This is a genomic window from Promicromonospora soli (assembly GCF_014653785.1).
Taxonomy (GTDB): domain Bacteria; phylum Actinomycetota; class Actinomycetes; order Actinomycetales; family Cellulomonadaceae; genus Promicromonospora; species Promicromonospora soli.
On the sequence record NZ_BNAS01000003.1, the window covers coordinates 653,307 to 677,992 of the forward strand.

Genomic DNA, 24,686 nt, shown 5'->3' on the forward strand with positions numbered 1-24,686 from the left:
CGGGTCCCGCGACGCGAGTAGGCTCTGACCGTGTTCGGCATCAATGGCTGGGAGCTCGTGATCATTCTGGTGGTCGCGATGCTCGTGATCGGCCCAGAGCGGTTGCCCGTCTACGCGGAGCAGCTCGGCTCCCTCGTGCGGCGTGGCCGCGACCTGCTCCAGAACGCGAAGGCCCGCGTGGACGACGAGCTCGGGCCAGAGTTCAGCGACGTGGACTGGTCCAAGCTCGACCCACGGCAGTACGACCCGCGCAAGATCGTCCGGGATGCCCTGCTCGACGACGGCCCGCCGTCGACGTACACCCGGACCGCCGCGGCCCAGGCGGCGCGCGCGGCGGCGCCCAATGGCACGCCCGCGGCGCCCGCCGCCGCGGTGGCGGAACCCGGGAAGGCGCCGTACGACGACGAGGCAACCTGACGATTCGGTGAGTGCGAGGGGACCTGCCAGAATGTTGGCCATGTCGTCCGAAACCTCGACCGTGGTGGGCACCAAGACTGTTGCCGACCGCCCCACCCGGAAGCGCATCTTCTCCGGGATGCAGCCGACCGACGGCTCGCTCCACCTGGGTAACTACATCGGTGCCCTGTCTCAGTGGATCGCCCTGCAGGACTCGTACGACGCGCTCTACTGCGTCGTCGACCTGCACGCGCTCACGGTGAACCCTGACCCGGCCCAGCTGCGCGAGCGCACCCGTCGCACCGCCGCGCAGTACCTGGCCGGTGGCATCGACCCCGAGCGGTCCATCCTGTTCGTGCAGTCCCACGTTGCCGCGCACACCGAGCTGGCGTGGCTGCTGAGCTGCCAGACCGGGTTCGGCGAGGCCGGGCGCATGACGCAGTTCAAGGACAAGTCCGCTAAGCAGGGCAGTGAGGGCACCACCGTCGGTCTCTTCACGTACCCCGTGCTGATGGCGGCCGACATCCTGCTGTACGACGCCGGCCTGGTCCCCGTGGGCGAGGACCAGCGCCAGCACCTTGAGCTCACGCGGGACCTCGCAGAGCGGCTGAACACACGCTTCGGCGAGGGCACCGCCGTCGTGCCGGACGCGCACATCGTCAAGGCGGTGGCGAAGATCCAGGACCTGCAGGACCCGAGCTCCAAGATGAGCAAGTCCAGCGCGGGCGGCAAGGGCGTCGTCTGGCTGCTGGAGGACCCGAAGAAGGCCGTCAAGGCCATCAAGTCGGCAGTGACCGACGCCGACGAGTCGTACGGCGTGCGCTTCGACCCGGCCGAGAAGCCGGGCATCTCGAACCTCCTGACGATCTTCTCGGCCGTGACGGACCGGGACATCGACGAGATCGCGAAGGAGTACGACGGCCGCGGCTACGGCTACCTCAAGGTGGACCTGGCCGACGCCGTCGTCGCCTTCCTCGAGCCGTTCCAGGCCCGGGCCAACACCTACCTCGCGGACCCCGCCGAGCTCGACCGGGTGCTGGCCGACGGCGCCGACCGGGCTCGCACGATCGCCCGCCCGGTGCTGGACCGGATGTACGAGCGGTTCGGGCTGCTTCCCGTACGAGGCATGCGGTGAACCTCCCCGACCGCGGACCCGGCCAGGTCCGCATCGGGATCGCCATCGAGATCCCGGAGCCCTACGCCGCAGAGCTGAGCGCGGCGCGGGTGGCCGCCGACGACCCGCTCGCCGACTTCATCCCGCCGCACATCACGCTGCTGGGGCCCACCCTGCTCGACGTCGACCAGCTCGCCGAGGCGCGGGCGCACCTGGCGGACGTAGCCGCCGGGGCGGCGCCCTTCGCGGTGAAGCTGCGGGGCACCGCCACCTTCCGGCCGATCTCGCCGGTGGTGTTCGTGGCGCTGGCGCAGGGCATCTCCGAGTGCGAGCAGCTCGAGTCGAGCGTGCGGTCGGGGATCCTCGACGGGGAGCTGCGGTTCAACTACCACCCGCACGTGACCATCGCGCACGAGGTGCCCGACGCCGACCTCGACAAGGCGTTCGAGGCGATGTCGGACTACTCCGCCGACTTCGACGTCGACCGGTTCTACCAGTACGAGCACGGCGACGACGGCATCTGGCGCCCCCAGGCGGCCTTCCCGCTCGGCTGACCGTGGTTGTGGGCGCGAATATTGCGCCTAAAACGGGCACGTAGTCGCAAAGATCGCGCCCACAGCCAAGAGGGCGGCGCTCGCAGCGCATAGGCTCGACGCGATGAAGCGGCTGATCGAGCTCGGGAAGGCGGCCTGGGCGCGCTGGCAGGCGACCCGTGCCGGGCGTGCGGTGGAGCGATACGTCGCCGCGTACGGCTCGGTGCTGAGCGGCGGCATGGCCTACGCGGCGCTGTTCTCCTTGTTCGCCGCCCTCGCCATCGGCTACTCGCTGTTCGTACGGGTGCTGGGCGGCGACGCCGACCTGCGCGCCGCCGTCCTGGCACAGATCGACACCTGGGTGCCGGGCCTCGTGGACACCGGCAGCGGGGGCGTGCTGTCGCCGTCGGACCTCGTGATCTCCACGGGCCTGAGCTGGACGTCGGTCGTGGCGACGGTGGTGCTGCTCTGGTCCGCCACGAACTTCATGGGCGCGCTGCGCACCTCGGTGCGGGCGATGTTCGGCGAGGCGGAGAACGGCGGCCACCCGGTGACGGACCGGCTGCGGCAGCTCCTGGGCTTCGTGCTGATCGCCGTCGGTGTGCTCGTCACGGCGGCGGCGACAGTAGCGGTCTCGGCCGCGGTGCCCTGGATGCTGGAGAACCTGGGCCTGGAGGGAACCGCGGTGTCGTTCACCGTGCGGACCGGCGGGGCCTTGGTGACCCTGGCGCTGGACGCGGCGCTCGTGGCCGCCGTCGTGCGCTACGTGGGCGGCGTGCGCCCCGCGTGGCGCGACCTGCTGATCGGATCGTTGGCCGTGGGCGTCGTGGCGGGCGCCCTGCGCTACCTCGGGACGGAGGTCATCACGGGGGCGGCCGGCCGCAACGCCCTCCTGGCCTCCTTCGCGGTAGTGATGACCGCGCTGCTCCTGGTCAACCTCCTGGCCAGGGTCCTCCTCCTGGCCACCGCCTGGATGTCCCAGTCCACCCCAGAACCCCAAGCCCCAGACACCCCACCACCACCCCTGCCCCAACGAGCGACGTCTGAGATGCGCCAACAGCAGAGCCGAGGGCGGGGACAGTCGCGGCCGGCCGTAAAGCCGTAGCGGAGCGCCCCCTGGGGCGCGACTGTCCCCGCCCTCGGCGGGAGCGAGCGAAGAATCAGAACGCGCGAGTAATCATGGCCCGCTTGACCTCTTGGATCGCCTTCGTGACCTCGATACCGCGCGGGCAGGCCTCGGTGCAGTTGAAGGTCGTGCGGCAGCGCCACACGCCCTCCTTGTCGTTGAGGATCTCCAGGCGCTGCGAGCCGCCCTCGTCACGGCTGTCGAAGATGAAGCGGTGCGCGTTCACGATCGCTGCCGGGCCGAAGTACTGGCCGTCCGTCCAGAACACCGGGCAGGACGACGTGCACGCGGCGCACAGGATGCACTTGGTGGTGTCGTCGAACCTGGCGCGGTCCTCGGGGGACTGGTAGCGCTCCTTGGAGGGCTCGTTCCCGGAGGTGATGAGGAACGGCATGATCTCGCGGTAGGAGGCGAAGAACGGCTCCATGTCGACGACGAGGTCCTTCACGACCGGCAGGCCCTTGATGGGCTCGACGATGATGGGCTTGTCGGGGTTGACGTCCTTGAGGAGCGTCTTGCAGGCCAGGCGGTTGCGGCCGTTGATCCGCATCGCGTCGGAGCCGCAGACGCCGTGCGCACAGGACCGGCGGAACGTGAGCGAGCCGTCCTCGTCCCACTTGATCTTGTGCAGGGCGTCGAGCACGCGGTCCGTGCCGTGGGCCTCGACGGTGAAGTCCTGCCAGGTGGCCTCGTCGGACACCTCGGGGTTGAACCGCCGGATCCGCAGCGTGACCTCGAACGAGGCGATGGCGCCACTGGGTGCGGGGGCGTCGAGAGTGGCAGTCATCAGTACTTACGCTCCATCGGCTCGTACCGGGTCTGGATAACAGGCTTGGAGCCCAGGACGACCTTGTAGCCGTCGAACTCCTCGACGTGGTCGAAGTAGCCCTCGACGTGGCCCTCGGCCTGGTCCGACGCCTCGGGCGGACGACGGTAGGCCATCGTGTGCAGCATGTAGTGCGCGTCGTCGCGGTTCGGGTAGTCCTCGCGGTAGTGGCCGCCGCGTGACTCCTTGCGGTTGATGGCCGCGACCACGGTGACCTCGGCGATGTCGAGCAGGAAGCCCAGCTCGATGGCCTCGAGGAGGTCGGTGTTGAAGAGCTTGCCCTTGTCCTGCACGGACGCGTTGCGGTAACGCTTCTGCAGCCCGCGGATGTCGGCCAGGGCCTCGTTCAGCGAGTCGCCCGTGCGGAACACCTGGGCGTTGAGGTCCATGGTGTCCTGGAGCGCCTTGCGGATGTCCGCCACACGCTCGCCCTCGGGCCGGTTGCGCATCTCGTCGAGCTGCGCCACCACGCGGACCGTCGGGTCCTCCGGGAGCTCGTGGAACGACGCCGTCTTGGAGTACTCGGCGGCCGCCCGGCCCGAGCGCTTGCCGAACACGTTGATGTCCAGCAGCGAGTTGGTGCCGAGCCGGTTGGAGCCGTGCACGGACACGCAGGCGACCTCACCGGCGGCGTAGAGGCCCTTGACCACGTTGACGCCGTCGCGGAGCACCTCGCCCTTGATGTTGGTCGGCACGCCGCCCATGGCGTAGTGCGCCGTGGGGTAGACGGGGACGGGCTCGGTGTAGGGCTCGATGCCGAGGTAGGTGCGCGCGAACTCGGTGATGTCCGGGAGCTTCGCGTCGATGTGCGCGGGCTCCAGGTGCGTCAGGTCGAGCAGGACGTAGTCCTTGTTCGGGCCGGCGCCCCTTCCCTCGCGGACCTCGTTCGCCATGGACCTGGCCACGATGTCGCGCGGCGCGAGGTCCTTGATCGTGGGGGCGTAGCGCTCCATGAAGCGCTCGCCCTCGGAGTTGCGCAGGATCCCGCCCTCGCCGCGGGCGGCCTCCGACAGGAGGATGCCGAGTCCCGCGAGGCCTGTCGGGTGGAACTGGAAGAACTCCATGTCCTCCAGCGGCAGGCCGCGGCGGTACGCCAGCGCCATGCCGTCACCGGTGAGGGTGTGCGCGTTGGAGGTGGTCTTGAAGATCTTCCCGGCGCCGCCGGTGGCGAAGATGATCGCCTTGGCCTGGAACACGTGGATCTCGCCGGTCGCGAGGTCGTAGGCCACGACGCCGGTCGCGTTGACCTCCTCGCCGTCCGCGATCTCCTCGGTGGTGAGGTCGTGGTCGGTGATGAGGTCCAGCACGTAGAACTCGTTGAAGAACTCCACATCCTGCTTGACGCAGTTCTGGTAGAGCGTCTGGAGGATCATGTGGCCGGTGCGGTCAGCGGCGTAGCACGCGCGGCGCACGGCGGACTGGCCGTGGTCGCGGGTGTGCCCGCCGAAGCGGCGCTGGTCGATCTTGCCCTCGGGGGTGCGGTTGAACGGGAGGCCCATCCGCTCCAGGTCGAGGACCGACTCGATGGCCTCCTTGGCGAGGATCTCGGCCGCGTCCTGGTCGACGAGGTAGTCGCCGCCCTTGACGGTGTCGAACGTGTGCCATTCCCAGTTGTCGTCCTCGACGTTGGCGAGGGCCGCGGCCATGCCGCCCTGGGCGGCGCCGGTGTGGGAGCGGGTGGGGTACAGCTTGGAGATCACCGCGGTGCGGGCCTCCTTCGACGACTCGAGGGCGGCACGCATGCCTGCGCCGCCGGCGCCGACGATGACGACGTCGTACTGATGGGTCTGCATCGGGCTCGATGCCTCCTGCTGATGAGTTTCGAGTGTGGGGCTGGGGGACGTGCCGCTTGCTGAGGCCGTGCTGTTGCCGTGCTACGCCGTGCAGAACGACGCGAGGAGCTCCGCTGGAGCGTCCGGCGGGCACGCGTCGAACGTGAAGATCACCAGGGTGCCGAGCACGACCACGACGGTGAACGCCAGGTAGAGCAGGCCCTTGAGGATGCCGCGCGTCAGGTCCCGGGTGGCGTAGTCGTTGATGATGGTGCGCACGCCGTTGGTGCCGTGGATCATGGCGAGCCACAGCATGAGGAGGTCCCAGACCTGCCACAGCGGGTTCGACCACTTGCCGCCCACGAAGGCGAAGTCGATGGCGTGGACGCCCTCGCCGACCATCAGGTTCACGAAGAGGTGGCCGAAGATGAGGACGAGCAGCACGACGCCGGACGCCCGCATGAAGATCCAGGAGTACAGCTCGTAGTTGCCGCGCGTCGTCTTGCGCCGAGCGTAGGGGGAGCGCGGGGAGTCCAGCCTTGCCACCGCTGCGGTTCCGTGTGCCATCAGTGGCCACCTCCGAAGACGTTCATGAGGTGACGCGGCAGGAAGCCCGCCATCGTCACGACGAAGAGGCCGGCGACCACCCAGAGCATGACCTTCTGGTACTTGGGGCCCTTGGCCCAGAAGTCCACCAGCAGGATGCGGATGCCGTTGAAGGCGTGGAAGACGATGGCTGCCACGAGCCCGGCCTCGCCGAGCCCCATGATCGGGGTCTGGTACGTGCCGATCGCGGCGTTGTACGCCTCGGGAGACACGCGCACCAGCGCGGTGTCCAGCACGTGCACGAGCAAGAAGAAGAAGATCAGCACGCCGGTCACGCGATGCGCGACCCACGACCACATGCCTTCACGGCCGCGGTATAGCGTGCCTGCTGGTGCGGTGGGCACTTCGGGAGCCTCCTATGGCTGTCCGGCTGGGGGTGGCTGGTCCCCACTGTAATGACTCCTGGTCGCCTCGATCGCCGCCGGGCAGCCCTCTCGGGCATCAGGACAGGCCATTTGTGACTGATCCCACAGGGGAGATGTCGTGCCTTCGGGCACCCGTCAGGTTGCTCGTGCGTTCCTGCCTGATTCCGTCGCCGAACCGGGGGCTCCCCGGCGGTCATGGCGGCGGGAACGCTGTCCGCCTGGCATCCTGCGGGCATGACTTCGGCCGCCGCCTCATCGTCCCCGATCGACGACTTCTTCGCCGTTGTACCCGCCGGTGGGTCCGGGACCCGGCTCTGGCCGCTCTCGCGGGGCGGGGAACCCAAGTTCCTGCACGACCTCGTGGGTTCCGGCATGTCGCTGCTGCAGGCCACCGAGCGCCGCCTGCGTCCCCTGGCGGGGCCCGACGGCGTCGTGCTGGTCACGGGTGAGCAGCACGTCGCGGCCTGCCGCGCGCAGCTCCCGGGCCTGTCCGACGGTGCGGTGCTCGCCGAGCCGTCCCCTCGCGAGTCCATGGCGGCGATCGGCCTCGCGGCCGCCGTGCTGGAGAAGCGGCACGGCGACGTGGTGATCGGCTCGTTCGCCGCGGACCACGTGATCCACGGGGCTCGCGCGTTCGAGATGGCGGTCCGGGAGGCCGTGGCGGCGGCGCGCGCCGGCTACGTGACGACCGTCGGCATCGCCGCGTCCCGGCCGTCGACCGCGTTCGGGTACGTGCGCTCGGGCGAGCCGCTCGGCGTCGAGGGCGCGGCACACGCGCTGCACGTGCGCGGGTTCACGGAGAAGCCCGACGCGGCTACCGCACGGGTCTACCTCGCCTCGGGCGAGTACCGGTGGAATGCCGGCATGTTCGTGTCGCGCACGTCGGTGCTCCTGGGGCACCTCGCCGAGCAGCGGTCTGCCCTGCACGACGGGCTGCGGACCGTCGCCGACGCGTGGGACACCCCGCACCGCGCCGCGGTGCTCGCGGAGGTGTGGCCGGGCCTGGAGAAGATCGCCATCGACCACGCGGTGGCCGAGCCGGTGGCGGCGGCGGGCGGCGTCGCGGTCGTGCCGGGAACGTTCGGCTGGGACGACGTCGGGGACTACAACTCGCTCGCCGTGCTCCTGCCGTCCGACGACGACCGGGGCGCCAAGGTGCTGGGCGACCCCGCCGACGTGCTCCGCATCGACAGCGCCGGCTCGGTGGTGGTCCCGGCGTCGGGCCGGCTGGTGACGGTGCTGGGGCTCGACGACGTCGTCGTCGTCGACACGCCCGATGCGCTGCTCGTGACCACGCGCGCCCGCGCGCAGCAGGTCAAGGAGGTGGTGGCGGCCGTGCGCGAGCGTGGCCGCGAAGACCTGCTCTGACCACCGGTCGTGCCGGTACGTCTCACCATCGTCCATATGGTGGGACGGTTCGTCCCCAATCGTGTCTCGCGGGCCGGACGGCGATACCGTGGTCACGTGAACCCGACCCCACAGACCGATCTCGCCGAACTGGATCACATCGTTTCGAACGATCAGATGCCGGTCGGGGACGTGCCCGGGGGAGACGTAGCGGCTGTCATCGCGGGTCTGGCCGCCCGCGTGGGCGAGCTGACGGACAGCCTGGACGCCGAGCTGATCGCGTTCCGCCGCGACGTGCACAGCCACCCGGAGCTGTCCCGCAAGGAGACGCGCACCACCGCGCGCGTGGCCGAGCGCCTGCGGGCAGCCGGCCTGGAGCCGCGCCTGCTGCCGCTGCCTATGAGCTCCGGCCTGGTCTGCGACATCGGCCCCGACCACGGGCCTGACGGCGAGGGCCGGGTCGGCCTGCGCGCCGACCTGGACGCCCTCCCGCTGCAGGAGACCAGCGGCGTGGAGTTCGCCTCGACCCATCCGGGGGTGGCCCACGCGTGCGGGCACGACGTGCACACCACGGTGGTGCTCGGCGCGGGCCTCGTGCTCGCGCGGCTGCACCAGGAGGGGCGGCTGCGCCGCGGCGTGCGGCTCTTCTTCCAGCCCGCCGAGGAGGTCTTCCCGGGTGGCGCCGAAGACATCATCAACCGGACCTCCGAGCTCGACGGCGTCGACCGGATGGCGGCGCTGCACTGCGACCCGAAGTTCGACGTCGGGCACGTCGGTACCCGCATCGGCCCCATCACCTCGGCGAGCGACTCCGTGATGGTGACCATCTCGTCGCCCGGGGGCCACACGTCCCGCCCCCACCTCACCGGCGACGTCGTGTTCGCGCTCGGCCAGGTCATCACGCAGACGCCGGCCGTGCTCGGCCGGCGGCTCGACCCGCGCTCCGGCGTGAACCTGACGTGGGGCGCGGTCCAGGCCGGCTCGACCCCCAACGCGATCCCGTCCAGCGGCGTCGTCAAGGGCACGCTGCGCTGCCTCGACGTGCGTGCGTGGGAGCGGTCGGGCGAGCTGGTGCGCGAGGCGGTTGAGCAGATCGTCGCGCCGTACGAGGTGAGCGTCTCGGTGACGGTGACGCACGGCGTTCCGCCGGTCGAGAACCAGGCCGAGGCGACCGGCGACCTCGAGGCAGCGATCCGCGACGCCATCGGCTTGGACGCCGTGCAGCTCACCGAGCAGTCGATGGGCGGCGAGGACTTCGCCTGGTTCCTCCGCAAGGTGCCTGGCACCATGGCCCGCCTCGGCGTGCGCACGCCGGGCGGCCGCACCTACGACCTGCACCAGGGCGACCTCGTCGTGGACGAGCGCGCGATCGGCGTCGGCGTCCGGGCCCTGGCCCAGTTCGCGGCCCGCTGACCGCTCGTTGTTCCTGTCGATGACGCTTCGGTAACGACTTACTCCGGTTACCGTCTCGAAACCCGAAATGCGGGATGCGCTGGCTACCCTCGGTGCGGTATAGGGCCCCAGATCTGTTTGGACAGGCCCGTCTGGACCATCGAAGGAGCACCAGTGAAGAAGGCTGTTCGGCTCACCGCCCTTGCGGGAGCAGCGGCGCTCGCGCTCGCAGCATGCGGCGAAGCCCCCACCGAGACCACCGGCGACGGAGCTGCCAGCGACTTCAAGCCCTGCATCGTCTCGGACGCCGGCGGGTTCGACGACAAGAGCTTCAACCAGCTCAGCTTCGAGGGCGCGTCGGCGGCGGCCGAGGAGCTCGGCACCGAGGTCGTCGACGTCCAGTCGACCTCGGAGAGCGACTACAAGGGCAACATCGAGTCGCTCGTGGGCGAGAGCTGCGACACGATCGTGACGGTCGGCTTCGCGCTGTCGGCGGCCACCATCGAGTCGGCCACGGCGAACCCCGACATCGACTACATCATCATCGACGACCCGGCCGACGCGGACTTCGACAGCAAGACCGACGCCCCGAACATCAAGCCGCTGCTGTACGACACGGCGCAGGCGGCGTTCCTGGCCGGCTACCTCGCCGCGGGCTACACGGAGGCCGGCAAGATCGGCACGTTCGGCGGCATGGACTTCCCGACTGTCACGATCTTCATGGACGGTTTCAAGCAGGGCATCGACTACTTCAACGAGACCAAGGGCGAGAACGTCGAGCTGGTCGGCTGGGACGGCAAGAAGGGCTCGTTCACGGGTGGCTTCGCGGCCGACCCGGCGGCGAAGACCACCGCCCAGAACATCCTGGACCAGGGTGTCGACGTGATCCTGCCGGTCGGCGGCCCGATCTACCAGTCTGCGATCGACGCGATCGAGGACTCGGGCGAGGACGTCGCCCTGATCGGCGTGGACGCCGACTTCTACGAGACCGACCCGACCACGCAGGACATCGTTCTTACCTCCATCCTGAAGGGGATGGACGTCTCCACCAAGGAGGCCGTGCTCGCCGCGGGCAACGACGAGTTCGACCCGACGCCGTACGTCGGCACCCTCGAGAACGGTGGCGTGGACATCGCCCCGCTGCACAACTTCGAGGACAAGGTCGACCCGGCCCTGTGGGAAGAGGTCCAGGCCCTCAGGCAGCAGATCATCGACGGTGAGGTCGAGGTGGAGTCCTACCTCGCCCAGTGACAGCCTGTACGGGCTGATCGGTCGATGACCGAGACTTGACGCAAGATGGTCCCGGGGGGCACGGTTCACGCCGTGTGCCCCGGGACCTGTTATGAGCGGGACCTCCGTCGGGAAGGACATCCATGCTGCTCGAGCTGCGCGGCATCACCAAGCGCTTCGGCGCGCTCGTCGCGAACGATCACATCGACCTGGTCGTGCAGCCAGGCGAGATCCACTCGCTCCTGGGCGAGAACGGGGCGGGCAAGTCCACCCTGATGAACGTGCTCTACGGCCTGTACGACGCCGACGAGGGCGAGATCCTGCTGGACGGCGTCGTCCAGAACTTCTCCGGCCCCGGTGACGCGATGGCCGCGGGCATCGGCATGGTGCACCAGCACTTCATGCTCGTGCCCGTCTTCACCGTCGCCGAGAACGTCATGCTCGGCCACGAGCAGACCCGCGGCGGCGGCCGGCTCGACCTGGAGGCGGCCCGCGCGCAGGTGAAGGAGATCTCCGCGCGGTTCGGGTTCCACGTGGACCCCGACGCCGTGGTCGAGGACCTGCCCGTGGGCGTGCAGCAGCGCGTCGAGATCATCAAGGCGCTCTCCCGCAACGCGGACGTGCTGGTCTTCGACGAGCCGACGGCGGTGCTCACGCCGCAGGAGACCGACGAGCTGATGGCGATCATGCGCCAGCTGCGCGACGAGGGCTCCGCGATCGTGTTCATCACCCACAAGCTGCGTGAGGTCCGCGAGGTGGCGGACCGCATCACGGTGATCCGCCACGGCAAGGTGGTGGGCGAGGCGCTGCCTACGGCGTCGGACGCCGAGCTCGCCTCGCTGATGGTGGGGCGCTCGGTGGAGCTGCGGGTGCACAAGGGCTCGCCGCAGCTGCGCGACAACGGCCTGAAGGTCGCCAACCTGGTCGTCACGAACGAGGTAGGCACCGTCGTGGTGGACGACATCAGCTTCGAGGTGCGCGGCGGCGAGGTGCTCGTCGTCGCGGGCGTGCAGGGTAACGGGCAGACCGAGCTCACCGAGGCCCTCCTCGGCCTGGAGCACAACGTGTCCGGCAGCATCACGCTCGACGGCGAGGAGCTGGTCGGCCGCTCGGTGCGGCGCATCCTCGACGAGGGGGTTGGATTCGTCCCCGAGGACCGCACGCTCGACGGCCTGATCGGCGAGTTCACGATCGCCGAGAACCTCATGCTCGACCGCTCCGACGGGCCGCCGTTCGTGAAGGCGGGGGCTCTGCAGCTGCCCTTCCGCGACCGGTTCGCCAAGGAGAAGGTCGCCGAGTTCGACGTCCGCACGCAGGGCATCACCACGCAGGTGGGGCGTCTGTCGGGCGGTAACCAGCAGAAGGTGGTGCTTGCGCGCGAGCTGTCGCGCGACCTGCGCCTGTTCGTCGCGGCGCAGCCGACGCGTGGCGTGGACGTGGGCTCCATCGAGTTCATCCACAAGCGGATCGTCGCCACGCGCGACGCCGGCGTGCCGGTCCTGGTGGTCTCCACCGAGCTCGACGAGGCGGTGGCCCTGGCCGACCGGATCATGGTGATGTATCGCGGCACGGTCGTCGGCATCGTGCCCGCGGACACCCCGCGCGACGTGCTGGGCCTGATGATGGCGGGGATCTCCCCGGAGGACGCGAAGGGAGAGGTCGCGTGAGCGCGCCTGAGTCGAACACCGGGCCGGGCCCGGAGCCCACCTCCGGACAGGAGGGCCGGCTCGATCCCGGCACCGCCGAGGAGCTGGAGCAGGAGCGGGCGCGCGAGGCCGGCGGAGCGGCGGTCGCCCCCGCAGCCGACACGGAGAGCCGCCTGGCCAAGGGCCTGCAGCAGGCCATGAGCAGCAACTGGACCGTGTCCGCGGGCGCCGTGCTGCTCGCCGTCCTGGCGGGCTCGATCATGATCGCGTTCACCGACGAGGAGGTGAAGGAGGCCTCGGCCTACTTCTTCGCGCGACCCCAGGACACCCTCGTCGCGCTCGGCCAGGCGATCGGCGGCGCGTACTCGGCGCTGTTCCGCGGCTCGGTCGTGAACGTGCAGGCGCCGGACTTCGTCACCGCCATCCGGCCCCTCACGGAGACGCTCAGCTATGCGACCCCGCTCATCGCGGCGGGCCTCGGCGTGGCGCTCGCGTTCCGGGCCGGCCTGTTCAACATCGGTGGCCAGGGGCAGATGCTCATGGCGGCCGCGGCGGCTGGCTGGGTGGGCTTCGGCATCAGCGGCGTGCCGTTCCCGCTGCACCTCCTGATGGCCGTCGTGGCCGGCGTCGCGGCGGGCGCCCTGTGGGCCGGGCTGGCGGGTCTGCTCAAGGCCCGTACCGGCGCGCACGAGGTGATCGTCACGATCATGCTCAACTACGTGGCGTTCTACCTGATCGCCTACCTCCTGGCGACGCCCGGGCTGCTGCAGGCGCCCGGGTCGTCCAACCCGAAGACGCCGCCGACGCCGGAGTCGGCGCAGCTCCCGCCACTGCTGGGCGAGCGGTTCAACCTGACCTGGGGCTTCGTCCTGGCGGTGCTCGCCGTGGTCGGCGTGTGGTGGCTGCTCAACCGGTCGTCCGTCGGCTTCTCGTACCGTGCGGTCGGGGAGAACCCGCGCGCCGCCCGGGTGGCCGGCATCGACACCGGCCGCGCGACCGTGAGCTCCATGCTCGTGTCCGGCGGGCTCGTCGGCCTGGCCGGCGTGTCGCAGGTGCTGGGCGGCGTCACCACGGGCTTCAGCTCCGACATCGACGCCGGCATCGGGTTCGACGCCATCACCGTCGCCCTGCTCGGCGGGTCCAACCCGTGGGGCGTGCTCGCTGCCGGCATCCTGTTCGGCGCGTTCAAGGCCGGCGGTACCACCATGCAGGCCGCCGAGGGTGTCCCGAGCGACATCGTGCTCGTCGTCCAGTCACTCATCGTGCTGTTCATCGCGGCACCGCCGCTCGTCCGGGCGATCTTCCGGCTGCCCGACCCGACCCGGCGTCGGGCACCGAAGAAGCCGAAGGCGACCCGGAACCGGAAGGAGGCGGCAGCGTGAGCGCCGACCACAAGACCACCCAGCTGGACGCGCCGCTGTCGGAGACGACGCGCACGGTGACGCTCGTGACCTGGAAGACGGTGGGCGTGCTGCTCGTCGTGACCGTGCTGTACGCGCTGCTGCTGATCGCGGTCCCGCACTCTGGCGACACGCGGTTCCTGCTGTCGCAGCGCAGCGACTTCTTCCAGATCCCGGTGATCGTGGTGCCGGCGGCGCCGTTCGCCTGGGCGTGCGGGGCGGTCATGCTCGCGGTGACGGCCGTCGCCGTCGTGCTCACGGCACGCGGCCGCAGGACGCCGCTCTGGCTCGTCGTGATCTACTCCCTGGCCGGTCTCGCGGGATTCCTGGCCTGGGCCGGGGCCGGCAGCCCGCGTGACCTGTCGATAGTGGGCCTGCTCGGCGGCGCCGTGCTCTGGTCCGTGCCGTTCGTGTACGGCGCCCTGGGCGGCGTGATCGGTGAGCGGTCGGGCGTGGTCAACATCGCCATCGAGGCGCAGCTCCTCGGCGCGGCGTTCACGGCGGCGATCGTCTCCTCGATCACGAACAGTGCCTTTGCCGGGCTCTTCGCGGCTGTCTTCGCGGGCGCGCTCGTGGCGCTCGTGCTCGGCCTGTTCGCGATCACGTACCACGTGAACCAGGTGATCGTGGGTGTGGTGCTGAACGTGCTGGTCGTCGGCCTGACGAGCTTCCTGTACTCGCAGGTGCTCGTGCCGAGCGCGGAGACGCTGAACTCGACCACACGGTTCGCGTCCATCCCGATCCCGGTGCTGTCGGACATCCCCGTGCTCGGCCCGGTCCTGTTCGACCAGCCGCTGCCCATCTACCTGATGTTCATCGCCGTGCCCACGGTCTGGTACACGCTGAACCGCACCCGCTGGGGTCTGCGCCTGCGTGCCGTGGGCGAGCACCCGAAGGCCGCCGACACAGTCGGCATCGACGTGGTGCGTACCCGGTACAACGCCGTGCTCGTCGCGGGCGCCGTGGCCGGGCTGGGCGGTGCGTTCTACACCACCGTCTACCTGAGCCAGTTCGGCGAGAACATGACCGGCGGCGCGGGCTATATCGCGCTCGCCGCGGTGATCTTCGGCAAGTGGGACCCGATCCGGTCCGCGTTCGCGGGCCTGCTGTTCGGGTTCGCCTCCAACCTGCAGAACGTGCTGTCCGTCGTCGGCTCGCCCGTGCCGAGCCAGTTCATGCTCATGGTGCCGTACGTCGTCACCCTGCTCGCCGTGGCCGGCCTCGTCGGGCGTTCGCGTCCGCCGGCCGCGTCGGGCGAGCCGTACATCAAGGGATGAGGATTGTGGACGTGGACCCTGTGGACCCTGTGGACTCGACAGACCCGGTGGACTGGGACGGCCTGCGGGCGGCAGCCCGGGGCGCCCTCGACAAGGCGTACGCGCCGTACTCGCAGTACCCCGTGGGCGCCGCCGCGCTGGCCGACGACGGCCGCCTGCTCACCGGCGCGAACATCGAGAACGCCGCGTACGGGGTCGCCCTGTGTGCCGAGTGCTCCCTCGTCAGCGCCCTGGTGATGTCAGGAGGCGGGCGGTTCACGGCGTTCGCCTGCGTGAACGCGCTCGGCGAGGCGATCATGCCGTGCGGCCGCTGCCGCCAGATCCTGTGGGAGCACGGCGGTCCGGAGCTGCTCGTGGACACCCCGAAGGGCGTGGTACCGATGACCGAAATACTGCCGCAGGCCTTCGGGCCGGGCGACCTAGACCACGTGCGGGAGGCGACCCGATGAACGAGCCGTTCGACGCCGTCGACATCATCCGGGTCAAGCGTGACAAGGAGGCCCTGACCGACGCGCAGATCGACTGGCTCGTCGACGCCTATACCCGTGGCGTGGTGGCCGACGAGCAGATGTCCGCGATGACCATGGCGATCCTGCTCAACGGCATGTCGCGCGCGGAGATCTCCCGGTGGACCAACGCGATGATCTCGTCCGGCGAGCGCATGTCCTTCGCCGGCCTCTCCCGGCCGACGGCGGACAAGCACTCCACCGGCGGCGTGGGCGACAAGATCACGCTGCCGCTGGCGCCCCTCGTGGCGGCGTTCGACGTCGCCGTGCCGCAGCTCTCCGGCCGCGGCCTGGGGCACACGGGCGGCACGCTCGACAAGCTGGAGGCCATCCCGGGCTGGCGGGCCTCGCTGAGCAACGACGAGATGATGGCCCAGCTCGAGTCCGTGGGCGCGGTGATCTGCGCGGCAGGCACGGGCCTGGCCCCCGCGGACCGCAAGCTGTACGCGCTGCGGGACGTCACCGCCACGGTCGAGGCGATCCCGCTCATCGCGAGCTCGATCATGTCCAAGAAGATCGCCGAGGGCACGGGAGCCCTGGTGCTCGACGTGAAGGTCGGCTCCGGCGCGTTCATGAAGACCCTGGACAGCGCGCGCGAGCTCGCCCGCACCATGGTCGACCTCGGGACCGACGCCGGTGTGCGCACCGTCGCGCTGGTCACGGACATGTCGGTGCCGCTCGGGCTCACCGCGGGCAATGCCCTCGAGGTGCGCGAGTCGCTGGAGGTGCTCGCGGGGGGCGGGCCGGCCGACGTCGTCGACCTGACCGTGGCGCTCGCGGTGGAGATGCTCGCCGCGGCCGACCGCCCGGCCTCGGAAGCGGACGTGCGTGCTGCCCTGGCGGACGGCCGGGCCATGGACAAGTGGCGGGCGATGATCGCGGCGCAGGGCGGCGACGTCGACGCGCCGCTGCCGGTCGCGAAGGAGACGGAGACGATCGTCGCGCCGCACTCCGGGGTGCTGACCTCGCTCGACGCGTACGCGGTCGGCGTGGCGGTCCGGCGCCTGGGCGCCGGCCGGGCCCGTAAGGAGGACGCCGTCCAGGCCGCGGCCGGCATCGAGATCCACGTGAAGCCGGGGGACCGGATCGCCGCGGGGCAGCCGGTGCTGACCCTGCACACCGACACCCCGGAGCGGTTCGCGCGGGCTCGCGAGGCGCTCGAGGGCGGATGGGCCGTGGAGCGGGAGGGCGCAGAGGCCGTCCTGGAGGAGATCCTGGCCGGCGCCGCCGGCGTCCTGGCGAGCCTCGACGGGGGTGCGGGTGCGCTGGCGGGTACGGGGCTGGTGTCGGACGAGTCGGTGGTGCTGGACCGGATCGTCTGAGCAGCGCCGGGGTATATTTCGCCCGGTGCAGCCGGCGTTTCTCCAGCGTGGCAAACCGGCAAGTCGCTCCGGCCCGGCTTAGCCTGCTGAGGTGCAGCCGACATTGCGCATTTCGTCCCTGCTCGGCGCCATGCGTGCATTCGCCGGGCCCGTACCTACCCCGCCACCGCCGGGCCGCTTCGAGCGGCCCGCGGTCCCCGACGACGTCGAACGCCACCTCCAGTCGGTGACGTCCCGCGCCCGCCGGTCCGTGCTGGACCCGCTGGCGCGCGAGCGCGGCACCGGGACCGTCGGGTTTCCGCGGCGGCTGAACCTGCCGTCGCTCGACGGGAGCGTCGCGGCCGCCGTTCAGGTGAACGAGAGAACGTGCGGGTCGGCGGTCCTGGCGATGCTGGGACTGGCCGGTGATCCCCGCACGGCCCTGCGGATCGCGAGCGGCGACCAGGCGGCGAAGTTCGCGCGCCTGCAACGCGCCATCCAGTCGGCGACCAACCGGCGCGGGCTGGTCGTGGCCAGGTGGCCGCGCAGGTACGGGACGCCACCGTGGGGTGCCGCGCGGTTCGCGAGCTACGGGGGCGTGCGCTACACCCATCGGGTCGCGGCGTCGCCGGCCATGCTGGAGGCGGCGGTGGCCTCGGCACGCGCCGGGATCCCGGTACCCCTCTACACCGGCGGCGACGTCACGACCGGCTGGGACTCCGCGATTCCGCGCCACGTGGTGCTCCTCACCCTGGCCGACGGCGAGGGGACCGAGGGCAGCGCCGTCCTGTACGAGCCGTCCGGCGCGGGACTGCACACCGTCCCGGTCGCGGCCCTGCTGGACCCGCCGCGGGCGGCTGACGCACCGGGTGACCGCACTGCCGCGCGCGTGCGCAAGGCGCTGACCGCGGCGCTGGGCGGCTGGCCGCACGTGGCGTGGGTGCTGCTGCCGGAGCGCGCCGGGCACTGGCATCCGGACGACGCACGAGTGACGATGGAATCCCGCTGACGAGGAGGCCCTGATGAGCACGCTGCCTGGTCCGAACTCCTGGCGCGACACAGGCCTGGAACCGCCGGAGGAGGCCGAGATCGACACCACGCACGAGCCCGACGAGTACGTCCCGGACGTCCCCCGTCCCGACAGCGACGGCGCCGCCAACGAGGCGGACGTCGCGGAGCAGGCGCTCGAGGTGCCTGAGGACGAGGAGGAGAGCCCCGAGGCCGACTGAGCCGCAGGCTCGGCCCGGCGAGCAGGCTCGGCCGGCGAAGGAAGGACCTGCCGGCGGCACCGTCCGACGGTCGAGTGTCGGCGTCGGGCGGTAGGTTGTCAGCATGACCACGCAAGACCCCGGGGCGCGCCCCGGCGAGGCACTGATCCGCGCACTACCCAAGGTTTTGCTGCACGACCACCTCGACGGTGGGCTGCGCCCGCAGACCGTTCTCGAGCTCGCGGACGCCGCGGGCCACACGCTGCCCACGGACGACGCCGAGTCCCTCGCCGTCTGGTTCCGCGACGCCGCCGACTCCGGCTCGCTGGTCCGGTATATCGAGACCTTCCAGCACACCATCGCCGTCATGCAGACGGCCGACAACCTCGCCCGCGTCGCACGCGAGGCCGTGCTGGACCTCGCGGCCGACGGTGTGGTGTACGCCGAGCTGCGCTGGGCGCCGGAGCAGCACCAGGCCGGCGCGCTCTCGCTCCCCGCCGCCGTCGAGGCGGTGCAGGCCGGGATCGACGACGGGATCGCCGCCGCAGCGGCCGACCGGCACATCATCAGGGTGGGACAGCTCGTCGGCGCCATGCGGCAGGGGGACCGCTGGCAGGAGCTCGCGGAGCTCGCCGTGGCCTACCGGAACCGAGGTGTGGTCGGGTTCGACATCGCGGGGCCCGAGGCAGGGTTCCCGCCGTCGCGCCACCTGACGGTGTGGCGCTACCTCGCCGAATACGACATGCCCGCGACCGTCCACGCCGGCGAGGCCGCCGGCCTCGACTCCATCGCGCAGGCCGTGCACCTGGGGCAGGCGGACCGCCTGGGCCACGGCGCCCGGATCATCGACGACATCGCTTTCGCGGACCAGACCGACGGCGGCGCGGCCGAGCTGGGCCGCCTCGCGCACTGGATCCGCGACCACCAGATCCCGCTCGAGCTGTGCCCCGTGTCGAACCTGCAGACGGGCACCGCCGAGTCGATAGCGACGCACCCGATCACCCGCCTCAAGGAGCTGGACTTCGCCGTCACGCTCAACACGGACAACCGCCTGATGTCTCGTACGTCGATGACGCACGAGATGAAGCTGCTCGTCGACGAGGCCGGCTGGACCCTCGACGACCTCGCCGACGTGACAGTCACCGCCGCCTGGAGTGCGTTCATGCACCACGACGAACGGCGCGACCTCGTGGAGCAGGTAGTCCTGCCCGGATTCCAGAAAGTCGAAGGTGCCCTCGTATGACCGCTCAGACCCCCGCGGCTCACCCGCCTCAGCTGCCGCGCGACAGGGTGGCGCTCGCCACGTTCGTGGACCACACGCTGCTCAAGCCGGAGGCCACTGCGGCCGACGTCGCCGTGCTCGTCGAGGAGGGCGCCGAGCTCGGGGTGTTCTCGGTGTGCGTGTCGCCGTCCTTCGTGTCGCTGGCGGTCGAGGTGGCGGCCGGGCGGCTCGCCGTCGCGACGGTGTGCGGGTTCCCGTCGGGCAAGCACATGAGTGACGTCAAGGCGTTCGAGGCCGCCCGTTCCGTGGCCGACGACGCAGACGAGGTCGACATGGTGATCGACATCGGCACGGCGCGGGCCGGCCGGTTCGACGCCGTGCAGGCCGAGATCGCGGCCGTCCGCGCCGCCGTGCCGGCCGACCGGATCCTCAAGGTGATCATCGAGTCGGCAGCGCTCTCGGACGCGCAGATCGTGGGCGCGTGCAAGGCGGCCGAACATGCCGGCGCCGACTTCGTGAAGACCTCCACAGGCTTCCACCCGGCCGGCGGCGCCTCGGTCCACGCCGTGTCGCTGATGGCGCAGACGGTCGGCGTCGCGGGCGGCGGCAAGCTGGGCGTGAAGGCCTCCGGCGGGATCCGGGACCTCGACACGGCGCTCGCGATGATCGAGGCGGGCGCGACCCGCCTGGGCCTGTCGGGCACGGCGTCGGTGCTCGCCGGGTTCGACGCGGGTTCGGCAGCGCCCGCCCCGACGTCGGATGCCTACTGACACCTCCTCCCGAATTAGAACCAGGGCGAAGTAGAACCGCAGCCAGATAGAACCGCAGCGAGATAGAACCGCAGCGACTGCCACGGTTCTATCTCGCCCTGGTTCTACTTCGCCACCGTTCTACCTCGGCGGGGGGCGAGCCAGGCCTCCGCCGCCGCCCAGTGCTCCTTGAGCAGGATGTACCGGTCGTCGTGCCACGGCTTGACCGGCCCCGCCCAGTGGATCAGCCCGGGTTCGGCAACGATCTCCTGCGTGGGCCACGCGTTCCACCGCGCGTCCAGCACGCGGTAGCGCGACCCTGCGTAGGCGTTGAGCACGTCCTGGTCGTTGAGCCCGTACCGCTCGGCGTACGGCACGAACTCGCGGGTGAACCCGTCGGCCCGCATGACCGCCAGGTCGAGCAGCAGGATGCCCGCGTTGAAGCCCTGGTACCCGTACCGGTGGCGCTGCGTCATGGCGAGCACCAGGTCCCGCGCGGCGTCGGGGTCGTGCCCCAGCAGCCGCGTGGACCGGATGACGTTCCCGACGCCGTGCCGGTAGTTGTACGAGATCGACGGGCGGGCCGCCAGGGGCGCGCCGCCGAGGTCGGTGTCGTACAGCTCGGCCAGGTCGACCACGGACAGCGCGTCCAGGTCGTGGTAGAGCACGCGGTCGAGGTGCGGCAGCAGCTCCGGCAGGAGCAGGCGGTCCATCGTGGCGACGGTGATGTGCTTGAGCATGCCGAGCACGGTCCCGTAGTCGATCCCGTCGCAGGCGTACCACTCGAACGTGACCTCGGGGAACAGCCCGGCGAGCCGATCGTGGTCCGCGGACGTGTGGTCGCGGGTGAGCGCGACGACCCGCACCGGCCGGTCGGTGTGCCGCACCACGCCTGCGACCACCACCTCCATCTGGGACCGCAGGTTCCCGTCGAGGGCCACCGCGACGTTGAGGGGCCCGGCGGCCCCGCCGGTCGCGTGGACGGCGCGCGGCTCGGCCGCCTCCACCAGGACCCGCGTGGCGCGCACCCCGGCCACGACGTCGTCGACCGAGCAGGTGCCGGACGGCGCGGGCACCGGCGCCGTGTGTACCGCCCGCGCCCGTTCCACCTCGTCGGCCACGGTGGCGCCCCAGGTCGCGTAGACCTCGTCGCGGGAGGCCCCGGCGAGGATCTTGGCCATCGCGGGCGCCACGACGTCCCGGATCCGGCTCTGCATGGCGCGGCGGCCCGCCTCGTCAGCATCGAGCAGGCCGGCGAACCGGATGTCCGCGTCGTTCCTCGGCTGGAAGTCGACGTCGGCCCCGATGGCCCACGACGGCAGGAACGCGTGCAGGCGCGACGTGACCACACGGGAGTACCGGGAGCGGTAGGCGTCGAGCAGCTCGACCGCCGTGTGCAGGTTGCGGCCGAAGTCGTTGCGGCGCACCGAGGGGTGGAGGTGGGTGACCAGCTCGCTGCCGGCGTCGTGCTCCGGGACGGGCGTGTCCACGTACACGGCCGGCGCCCCGGCCGGCGCGGTCTCGAAACTCGTGGGGAACACCGTGTCGATGGTGGTGGTGAGGCACCCGCTGAAGAACGCGGGGACACCCGCGTTGAGCAGCAGGTGCACGGTGGTCCAGTCGCGGCACCCGATGGGGCCGTGTGCCTTCAGGTAGTCGACGGCTGTGGGTGTCAGGATCGCGTGCTTGTTGACGTGGAACGACACGAACAGCGGCTGCAGGTTCTCGTGGAACGGGAAGTCGAACCGCAGGTCGAACTGGCTGTGCATGTACCAGCCGAACGCGAGCATCCACGTGTTCTCCGGCACCGCGTCCAGGCGCGACATGTCGCGCTGCACGAGCGTGAGCTGCACGTCGGCGCCCGGCCCGGGCACCACGTGCTCGGAGCGGACCCGGTCGGCGAGGAACCGTACGGGCTCGGTGACGGCGTCGTCGCCGTGCAGGCGCAGGCCCTCGTGCCGCAGCAGGTGGCCGAGGCTCGCGATGGTCTGCACCGTGTCGCCGATGTTGCTGGAGGCGACGTTCTCGTCCGGGGCCTTGTAGTCGATGACGGCGAAGGAGACGTGACCCGTCGGAACCCGCGCGGGCGCGGCCGGCCGCAGTGCTTTGTCGACCCAGGGCGCCAGGTGGTCGATCGACGCCTGCACCTGCTCGGTCAGGTCGGCGGCGTGGCGGGCCGCGTCGAGCGCCTCGGCCGCCGCCGGAAGCTCGTCGGCGATGAACAGGAGCTTCGCGAGGTCGAGCAGCACCGCGGCGTCGGACACGAAACCGTGCCGCACCCAGGCCGACGCCGTCCGGGCGACGTCGGGGTTGGCCATGGCGATGCCCGCCCGGAGATACTCCGCGGGCGCGAGGCGGGCGGCGTCGTCGGGCCCGAGCTGGCGCAGGAGGTCCCACGCGAGCTCACGCAGTCCGACGCGCTGCGCGATCAGCGCGGCTCCGGCGACCCCGGCACGGCGCGTCTCGGGATGGGCCATGAGCGAGTGGCACAGCGACCGCCACTGGGACGTGTCCAGGCTGCGGGCGTTGCGGATGGACGTGGTGACGGCCTCGTCGACGGGTAGGCCGCGGCGCAGGGCGGCGGTGAGGACCGCATCGCCGGAGAGGGGTTCGGGTCGTTCCTGGAAGGGGCGGTCCGCGGCGCGGTCCGGGGCGGACCACACCTCCCGCGGCTGACGGTTGGCTTCCTTGGCGGATGCCCAGGTCTCCTGGTCGGGGGTGGGCAGGGGGCGCGCACCGGGTAGCAGGCCCGGCCGATCAGGATGCGGGTTGTGCAGGAGATCGGTCGAGGCAGTGAGCAGCGCCTCGGCGATCATCTCGTCAGCAGTCTGGACCGGGTGCGCAGTCTCACCGGACGCGGCGAGACGGCGGCTTGCAGGGGACATGAAGGCTCCTTGTGGGGTCGACGGGCAAGGCGAATACCGTCGTCCCAGCGAGCGCGTCCCAGCCGCGCGAAGTACCGACGGTGGCCAGAGCGTAGTGCCCCCGGGTTACGCCCTGACGACGTCTCGGTAGGCTCCCGGACATGTCTGCGCAACAACCTGCTGACCAGGGTGTTTCCGAGTCGCTGCCCACCGAGCCGGGAACGCCGGTCCGGGTGCGGTTCCGCAAGTGGGACGGCACCCCGCACTGGGTGTTCCACGCCGTCCACCTGGGCTCCGACGAGCACGGGCAGTGGGTCGGGTACCAGCCCGGGACGCGCTTCGCCCGGCCCGGCGCGAAGTACACGGCGCGCGGGCCGGGGGTCGGATTCTTCGGCCCCGGAGGGTGGACCCCGCTGCTGTACCGCGACCACCCGTACCGCATGCGGCTCTACATCGACCTCAGCACGGTCCCCGAGTGGCGGCGGCTGCCCGACGGCGACAACCGCGCCGCCTTCGAGGTGACCGCCGTGGACCTGGACCTCGACGTCATCGGCTTCGAGGACGAGGCCGCCGAGCCGCGCGGCCAGTTCTTCATCGACGACGAGGACGAGCTCGCCGAGCACGCGGTGACGATGAGCTACCCGCCCTCACTGGTCGAGCAGGTCCGGGCGGACGCCGACACGCTCCTCGCCGCGGTGCGCGCGGGGGAGCCGCCGTACGACGGCGCGACGGCAGAGCGCTGGTTCGAGGTGCTGGACCGGCTGGCCCGGCGATGAGGTCGCTCAGTGCGTGCTGAGGGCCAGGTCGTCCTGCTCCACCGCTGCCCGCCACTCCGCCTTCTCCGCGCGCCAGCGCTCGTCGTCGCGGCCGCGACGCCAGTAGCCCGACGCCGAGAGCAGCTCACGCGGCACCCCCAGCGTGCCGCGCGCCCAGCGGCGCAGGTCGCGCACGCAGCCGGCCTCGCCGTGCAGGAACGTGTGCGGCACGCCGTCGGGCAGCTCCGCGGCCTGCACGACGTCGGCCAGGCGCGCACCCGTGGACCGGTGCACCCAGCTGAGGTGGAGGTTCGCGGCGCTCGCGATCTCCTGCTGCTCCGACGCGTCGGCGACCTCCACGAAGACGTGCGCCACGGCGCCGTCGGGCAGCGCCTCGCAGGCGGCGGCGATGGCGGGCAGGGCGGACTCGTCGCCGGCCATGAGGTGCCAGGGGGCGTCGGGGGACGGCGCGTAGTCGCCGCCCGGGCCCACGAACGAGACCTCTTCGCCGGGCTGGACGCGCTGTGCCCAGGGGCCGCCGTAGCCCTCGTCGCCGTGCGTGACGATGTCGATGTCCCAGCTCGACTCGGCGACGTTGCGGATCGTGTAGGTGCGTAGCACCGGGCGGCCCTCGGGCTCGGTGGGTTCAGCCATGACGAGCTTGACGTAGCGGTCCGTGAGCGGCGTGGGGTCGACGCCGGCGAGTGAGCTACCGCCGATCGTCACCCGGATCATGTGCGGCGTCAGGTGCCTGACTGCGGTCACGGTCGCCGTGGTGCGGACCCCCTTGCGGGGCTTTCCAGTGGGTGCATTCATGGTCTGGGACATGGTGAGGCAAGCCTAACCTCCGCGGCGTGCGAGTGACGGTGTGCTGTGCGTCACTGGCTGAAGGCGGGTGGATGTCACCCGAGGCAACGCGGCCGGGGCAACCTTCCACGCCTAGCATGGGTGGGTCGTAGCTTTTCTAGCTGTCAGGAGTCCGGTCGTGAAGATCGCTGTTGTGGGTACGGGTTATGTCGGTCTGTCGAACGCGGTCCTGCTGGCCCAGAAC

The 24,686-nt window shown here is 71.0% G+C and carries 23 protein-coding genes; 17 read left to right on the plus strand and 6 right to left on the minus strand.

Translation table 11 applies throughout. The features are described from left to right. The first annotated feature begins 30 nt into the window (after positions 1-30). The 4 genes from IE250_RS13015 to IE250_RS13030 all read left to right on the plus strand — a co-directional run bounded on the left by IE250_RS13015 (position 31) and on the right by IE250_RS13030 (position 3,148). A complete protein-coding gene (locus IE250_RS13015; protein ID WP_189669673.1) occupies positions 31-417 on the plus strand; it encodes a twin-arginine translocase TatA/TatE family subunit in 387 nt (128 codons plus the stop codon). 40 nt (positions 418-457) lie between these two features. Continuing rightward, positions 458-1,531 carry a tryptophan--tRNA ligase gene (gene trpS / locus IE250_RS13020; RefSeq protein ID WP_189669674.1) on the plus strand — a complete coding sequence of 358 codons (1,074 nt, stop codon included), beginning with the start codon at positions 458-460 and terminating at the stop codon, positions 1,529-1,531. After that, positions 1,528-2,064 carry a 2'-5' RNA ligase family protein gene (locus IE250_RS13025; RefSeq protein ID WP_189669675.1) on the plus strand — a complete coding sequence of 179 codons (537 nt, stop codon included), beginning with the start codon at positions 1,528-1,530 and terminating at the stop codon, positions 2,062-2,064. Before trpS ends, IE250_RS13025 begins: the two co-directional genes overlap by 4 nt. A 103-nt stretch (positions 2,065-2,167) precedes the next feature. Next, positions 2,168-3,148, plus strand: coding sequence for a YihY/virulence factor BrkB family protein (locus IE250_RS13030; RefSeq protein ID WP_189669676.1), 981 nt, complete (start codon positions 2,168-2,170; stop codon positions 3,146-3,148). 55 nt (positions 3,149-3,203) lie between these two features. Here IE250_RS13030 and IE250_RS13035 read toward each other — a convergent pair whose 3' ends face one another. The 4 genes from IE250_RS13035 to sdhC all read right to left on the minus strand — a co-directional run bounded on the left by IE250_RS13035 (position 3,204) and on the right by sdhC (position 6,717). Next, on the minus strand, positions 3,204-3,956 hold the full coding sequence (locus IE250_RS13035) for a succinate dehydrogenase iron-sulfur subunit (RefSeq protein WP_189669677.1): 753 nt from the start codon (positions 3,954-3,956) through the stop codon (positions 3,204-3,206). Beyond that, positions 3,956-5,788, minus strand: coding sequence for a succinate dehydrogenase flavoprotein subunit (gene sdhA, locus IE250_RS13040; protein WP_189669678.1), 1,833 nt, complete (start codon positions 5,786-5,788; stop codon positions 3,956-3,958). The genes IE250_RS13035 and sdhA overlap by 1 nt, the downstream gene beginning before the upstream one ends. A gap of 81 nt (positions 5,789-5,869) precedes the next feature. Next, positions 5,870-6,334 carry a succinate dehydrogenase hydrophobic membrane anchor subunit gene (locus IE250_RS13045; RefSeq protein WP_189669679.1) on the minus strand — a complete coding sequence of 155 codons (465 nt, stop codon included), beginning with the start codon at positions 6,332-6,334 and terminating at the stop codon, positions 5,870-5,872. Continuing rightward, the gene (gene sdhC / locus IE250_RS13050; RefSeq protein ID WP_129785469.1) at positions 6,334-6,717 is read right to left on the minus strand and encodes a succinate dehydrogenase, cytochrome b556 subunit; all 384 of its coding nucleotides are present in this window, start codon (positions 6,715-6,717) and stop codon (positions 6,334-6,336) included. Before sdhC ends, IE250_RS13045 begins: the two co-directional genes overlap by 1 nt. A 255-nt stretch (positions 6,718-6,972) precedes the next feature. Between sdhC and IE250_RS13055 the strand changes: the two genes are divergently transcribed. The 12 genes from IE250_RS13055 (at position 6,973) to deoC (ending at position 20,037) form a co-directional block, all read left to right on the plus strand. Continuing rightward, on the plus strand, positions 6,973-8,106 hold the full coding sequence (locus IE250_RS13055; protein ID WP_189669680.1) for a mannose-1-phosphate guanylyltransferase: 1,134 nt from the start codon (positions 6,973-6,975) through the stop codon (positions 8,104-8,106). 156 nt (positions 8,107-8,262) lie between these two features. Next, positions 8,263-9,498 (plus strand): amidohydrolase, encoded by a 1,236-nt coding sequence (locus IE250_RS13060; RefSeq protein WP_189669762.1) that lies wholly within the window; start codon positions 8,263-8,265, stop codon positions 9,496-9,498. A gap of 153 nt (positions 9,499-9,651) precedes the next feature. Next, entirely contained in the window at positions 9,652-10,728 is a 1,077-nt protein-coding gene (locus IE250_RS13065) for a BMP family lipoprotein (RefSeq protein ID WP_189669681.1), read from the plus strand. Between the two features lie 122 nt (positions 10,729-10,850). Next, complete coding sequence (locus IE250_RS13070; protein WP_189669682.1) at positions 10,851-12,374, plus strand: ABC transporter ATP-binding protein; 1,524 nt, start codon at positions 10,851-10,853, stop codon at positions 12,372-12,374. Beyond that, entirely contained in the window at positions 12,371-13,735 is a 1,365-nt protein-coding gene (locus IE250_RS13075) for an ABC transporter permease (RefSeq protein WP_189669683.1), read from the plus strand. The genes IE250_RS13070 and IE250_RS13075 overlap by 4 nt, the downstream gene beginning before the upstream one ends. Continuing rightward, positions 13,732-15,030 carry an ABC transporter permease gene (locus IE250_RS13080; RefSeq protein WP_189669684.1) on the plus strand — a complete coding sequence of 433 codons (1,299 nt, stop codon included), beginning with the start codon at positions 13,732-13,734 and terminating at the stop codon, positions 15,028-15,030. The genes IE250_RS13075 and IE250_RS13080 overlap by 4 nt, the downstream gene beginning before the upstream one ends. Beyond that, positions 15,027-15,479, plus strand: coding sequence for a cytidine deaminase (locus IE250_RS13085; RefSeq protein WP_189669685.1), 453 nt, complete (start codon positions 15,027-15,029; stop codon positions 15,477-15,479). Before IE250_RS13080 ends, IE250_RS13085 begins: the two co-directional genes overlap by 4 nt. Then, positions 15,476-16,858 carry a thymidine phosphorylase gene (locus IE250_RS13090; protein WP_189669686.1) on the plus strand — a complete coding sequence of 461 codons (1,383 nt, stop codon included), beginning with the start codon at positions 15,476-15,478 and terminating at the stop codon, positions 16,856-16,858. The genes IE250_RS13085 and IE250_RS13090 overlap by 4 nt, the downstream gene beginning before the upstream one ends. 91 nt (positions 16,859-16,949) lie before the next feature. Then, positions 16,950-17,846, plus strand: coding sequence for a hypothetical protein (locus IE250_RS13095; RefSeq protein ID WP_189669687.1), 897 nt, complete (start codon positions 16,950-16,952; stop codon positions 17,844-17,846). Positions 17,847-17,859: 13 nt separating this feature from the next. Beyond that, positions 17,860-18,066 (plus strand): hypothetical protein, encoded by a 207-nt coding sequence (locus tag IE250_RS13100; RefSeq protein WP_189669688.1) that lies wholly within the window; start codon positions 17,860-17,862, stop codon positions 18,064-18,066. Positions 18,067-18,169: 103 nt separating this feature from the next. Then, entirely contained in the window at positions 18,170-19,288 is a 1,119-nt protein-coding gene (locus IE250_RS13105; RefSeq protein WP_189669689.1) for an adenosine deaminase, read from the plus strand. After that, positions 19,285-20,037 (plus strand): deoxyribose-phosphate aldolase, encoded by a 753-nt coding sequence (gene deoC / locus IE250_RS13110; RefSeq protein ID WP_189669690.1) that lies wholly within the window; start codon positions 19,285-19,287, stop codon positions 20,035-20,037. Before IE250_RS13105 ends, deoC begins: the two co-directional genes overlap by 4 nt. 104 nt (positions 20,038-20,141) lie before the next feature. Here deoC and IE250_RS13115 read toward each other — a convergent pair whose 3' ends face one another. After that, the gene (locus IE250_RS13115; RefSeq protein WP_189669691.1) at positions 20,142-22,901 is read right to left on the minus strand and encodes a glycosyltransferase; all 2,760 of its coding nucleotides are present in this window, start codon (positions 22,899-22,901) and stop codon (positions 20,142-20,144) included. A 140-nt stretch (positions 22,902-23,041) separates the two neighbouring features. Between IE250_RS13115 and IE250_RS13120 the strand changes: the two genes are divergently transcribed. Then, the gene (locus IE250_RS13120; RefSeq protein WP_189669692.1) at positions 23,042-23,656 is read left to right on the plus strand and encodes a DUF402 domain-containing protein; all 615 of its coding nucleotides are present in this window, start codon (positions 23,042-23,044) and stop codon (positions 23,654-23,656) included. A gap of 6 nt (positions 23,657-23,662) precedes the next feature. Here IE250_RS13120 and IE250_RS13125 read toward each other — a convergent pair whose 3' ends face one another. Then, positions 23,663-24,451 carry a siderophore-interacting protein gene (locus IE250_RS13125; RefSeq protein ID WP_189669693.1) on the minus strand — a complete coding sequence of 263 codons (789 nt, stop codon included), beginning with the start codon at positions 24,449-24,451 and terminating at the stop codon, positions 23,663-23,665. Between the last annotated feature and the right edge of the window lie 235 nt (positions 24,452-24,686).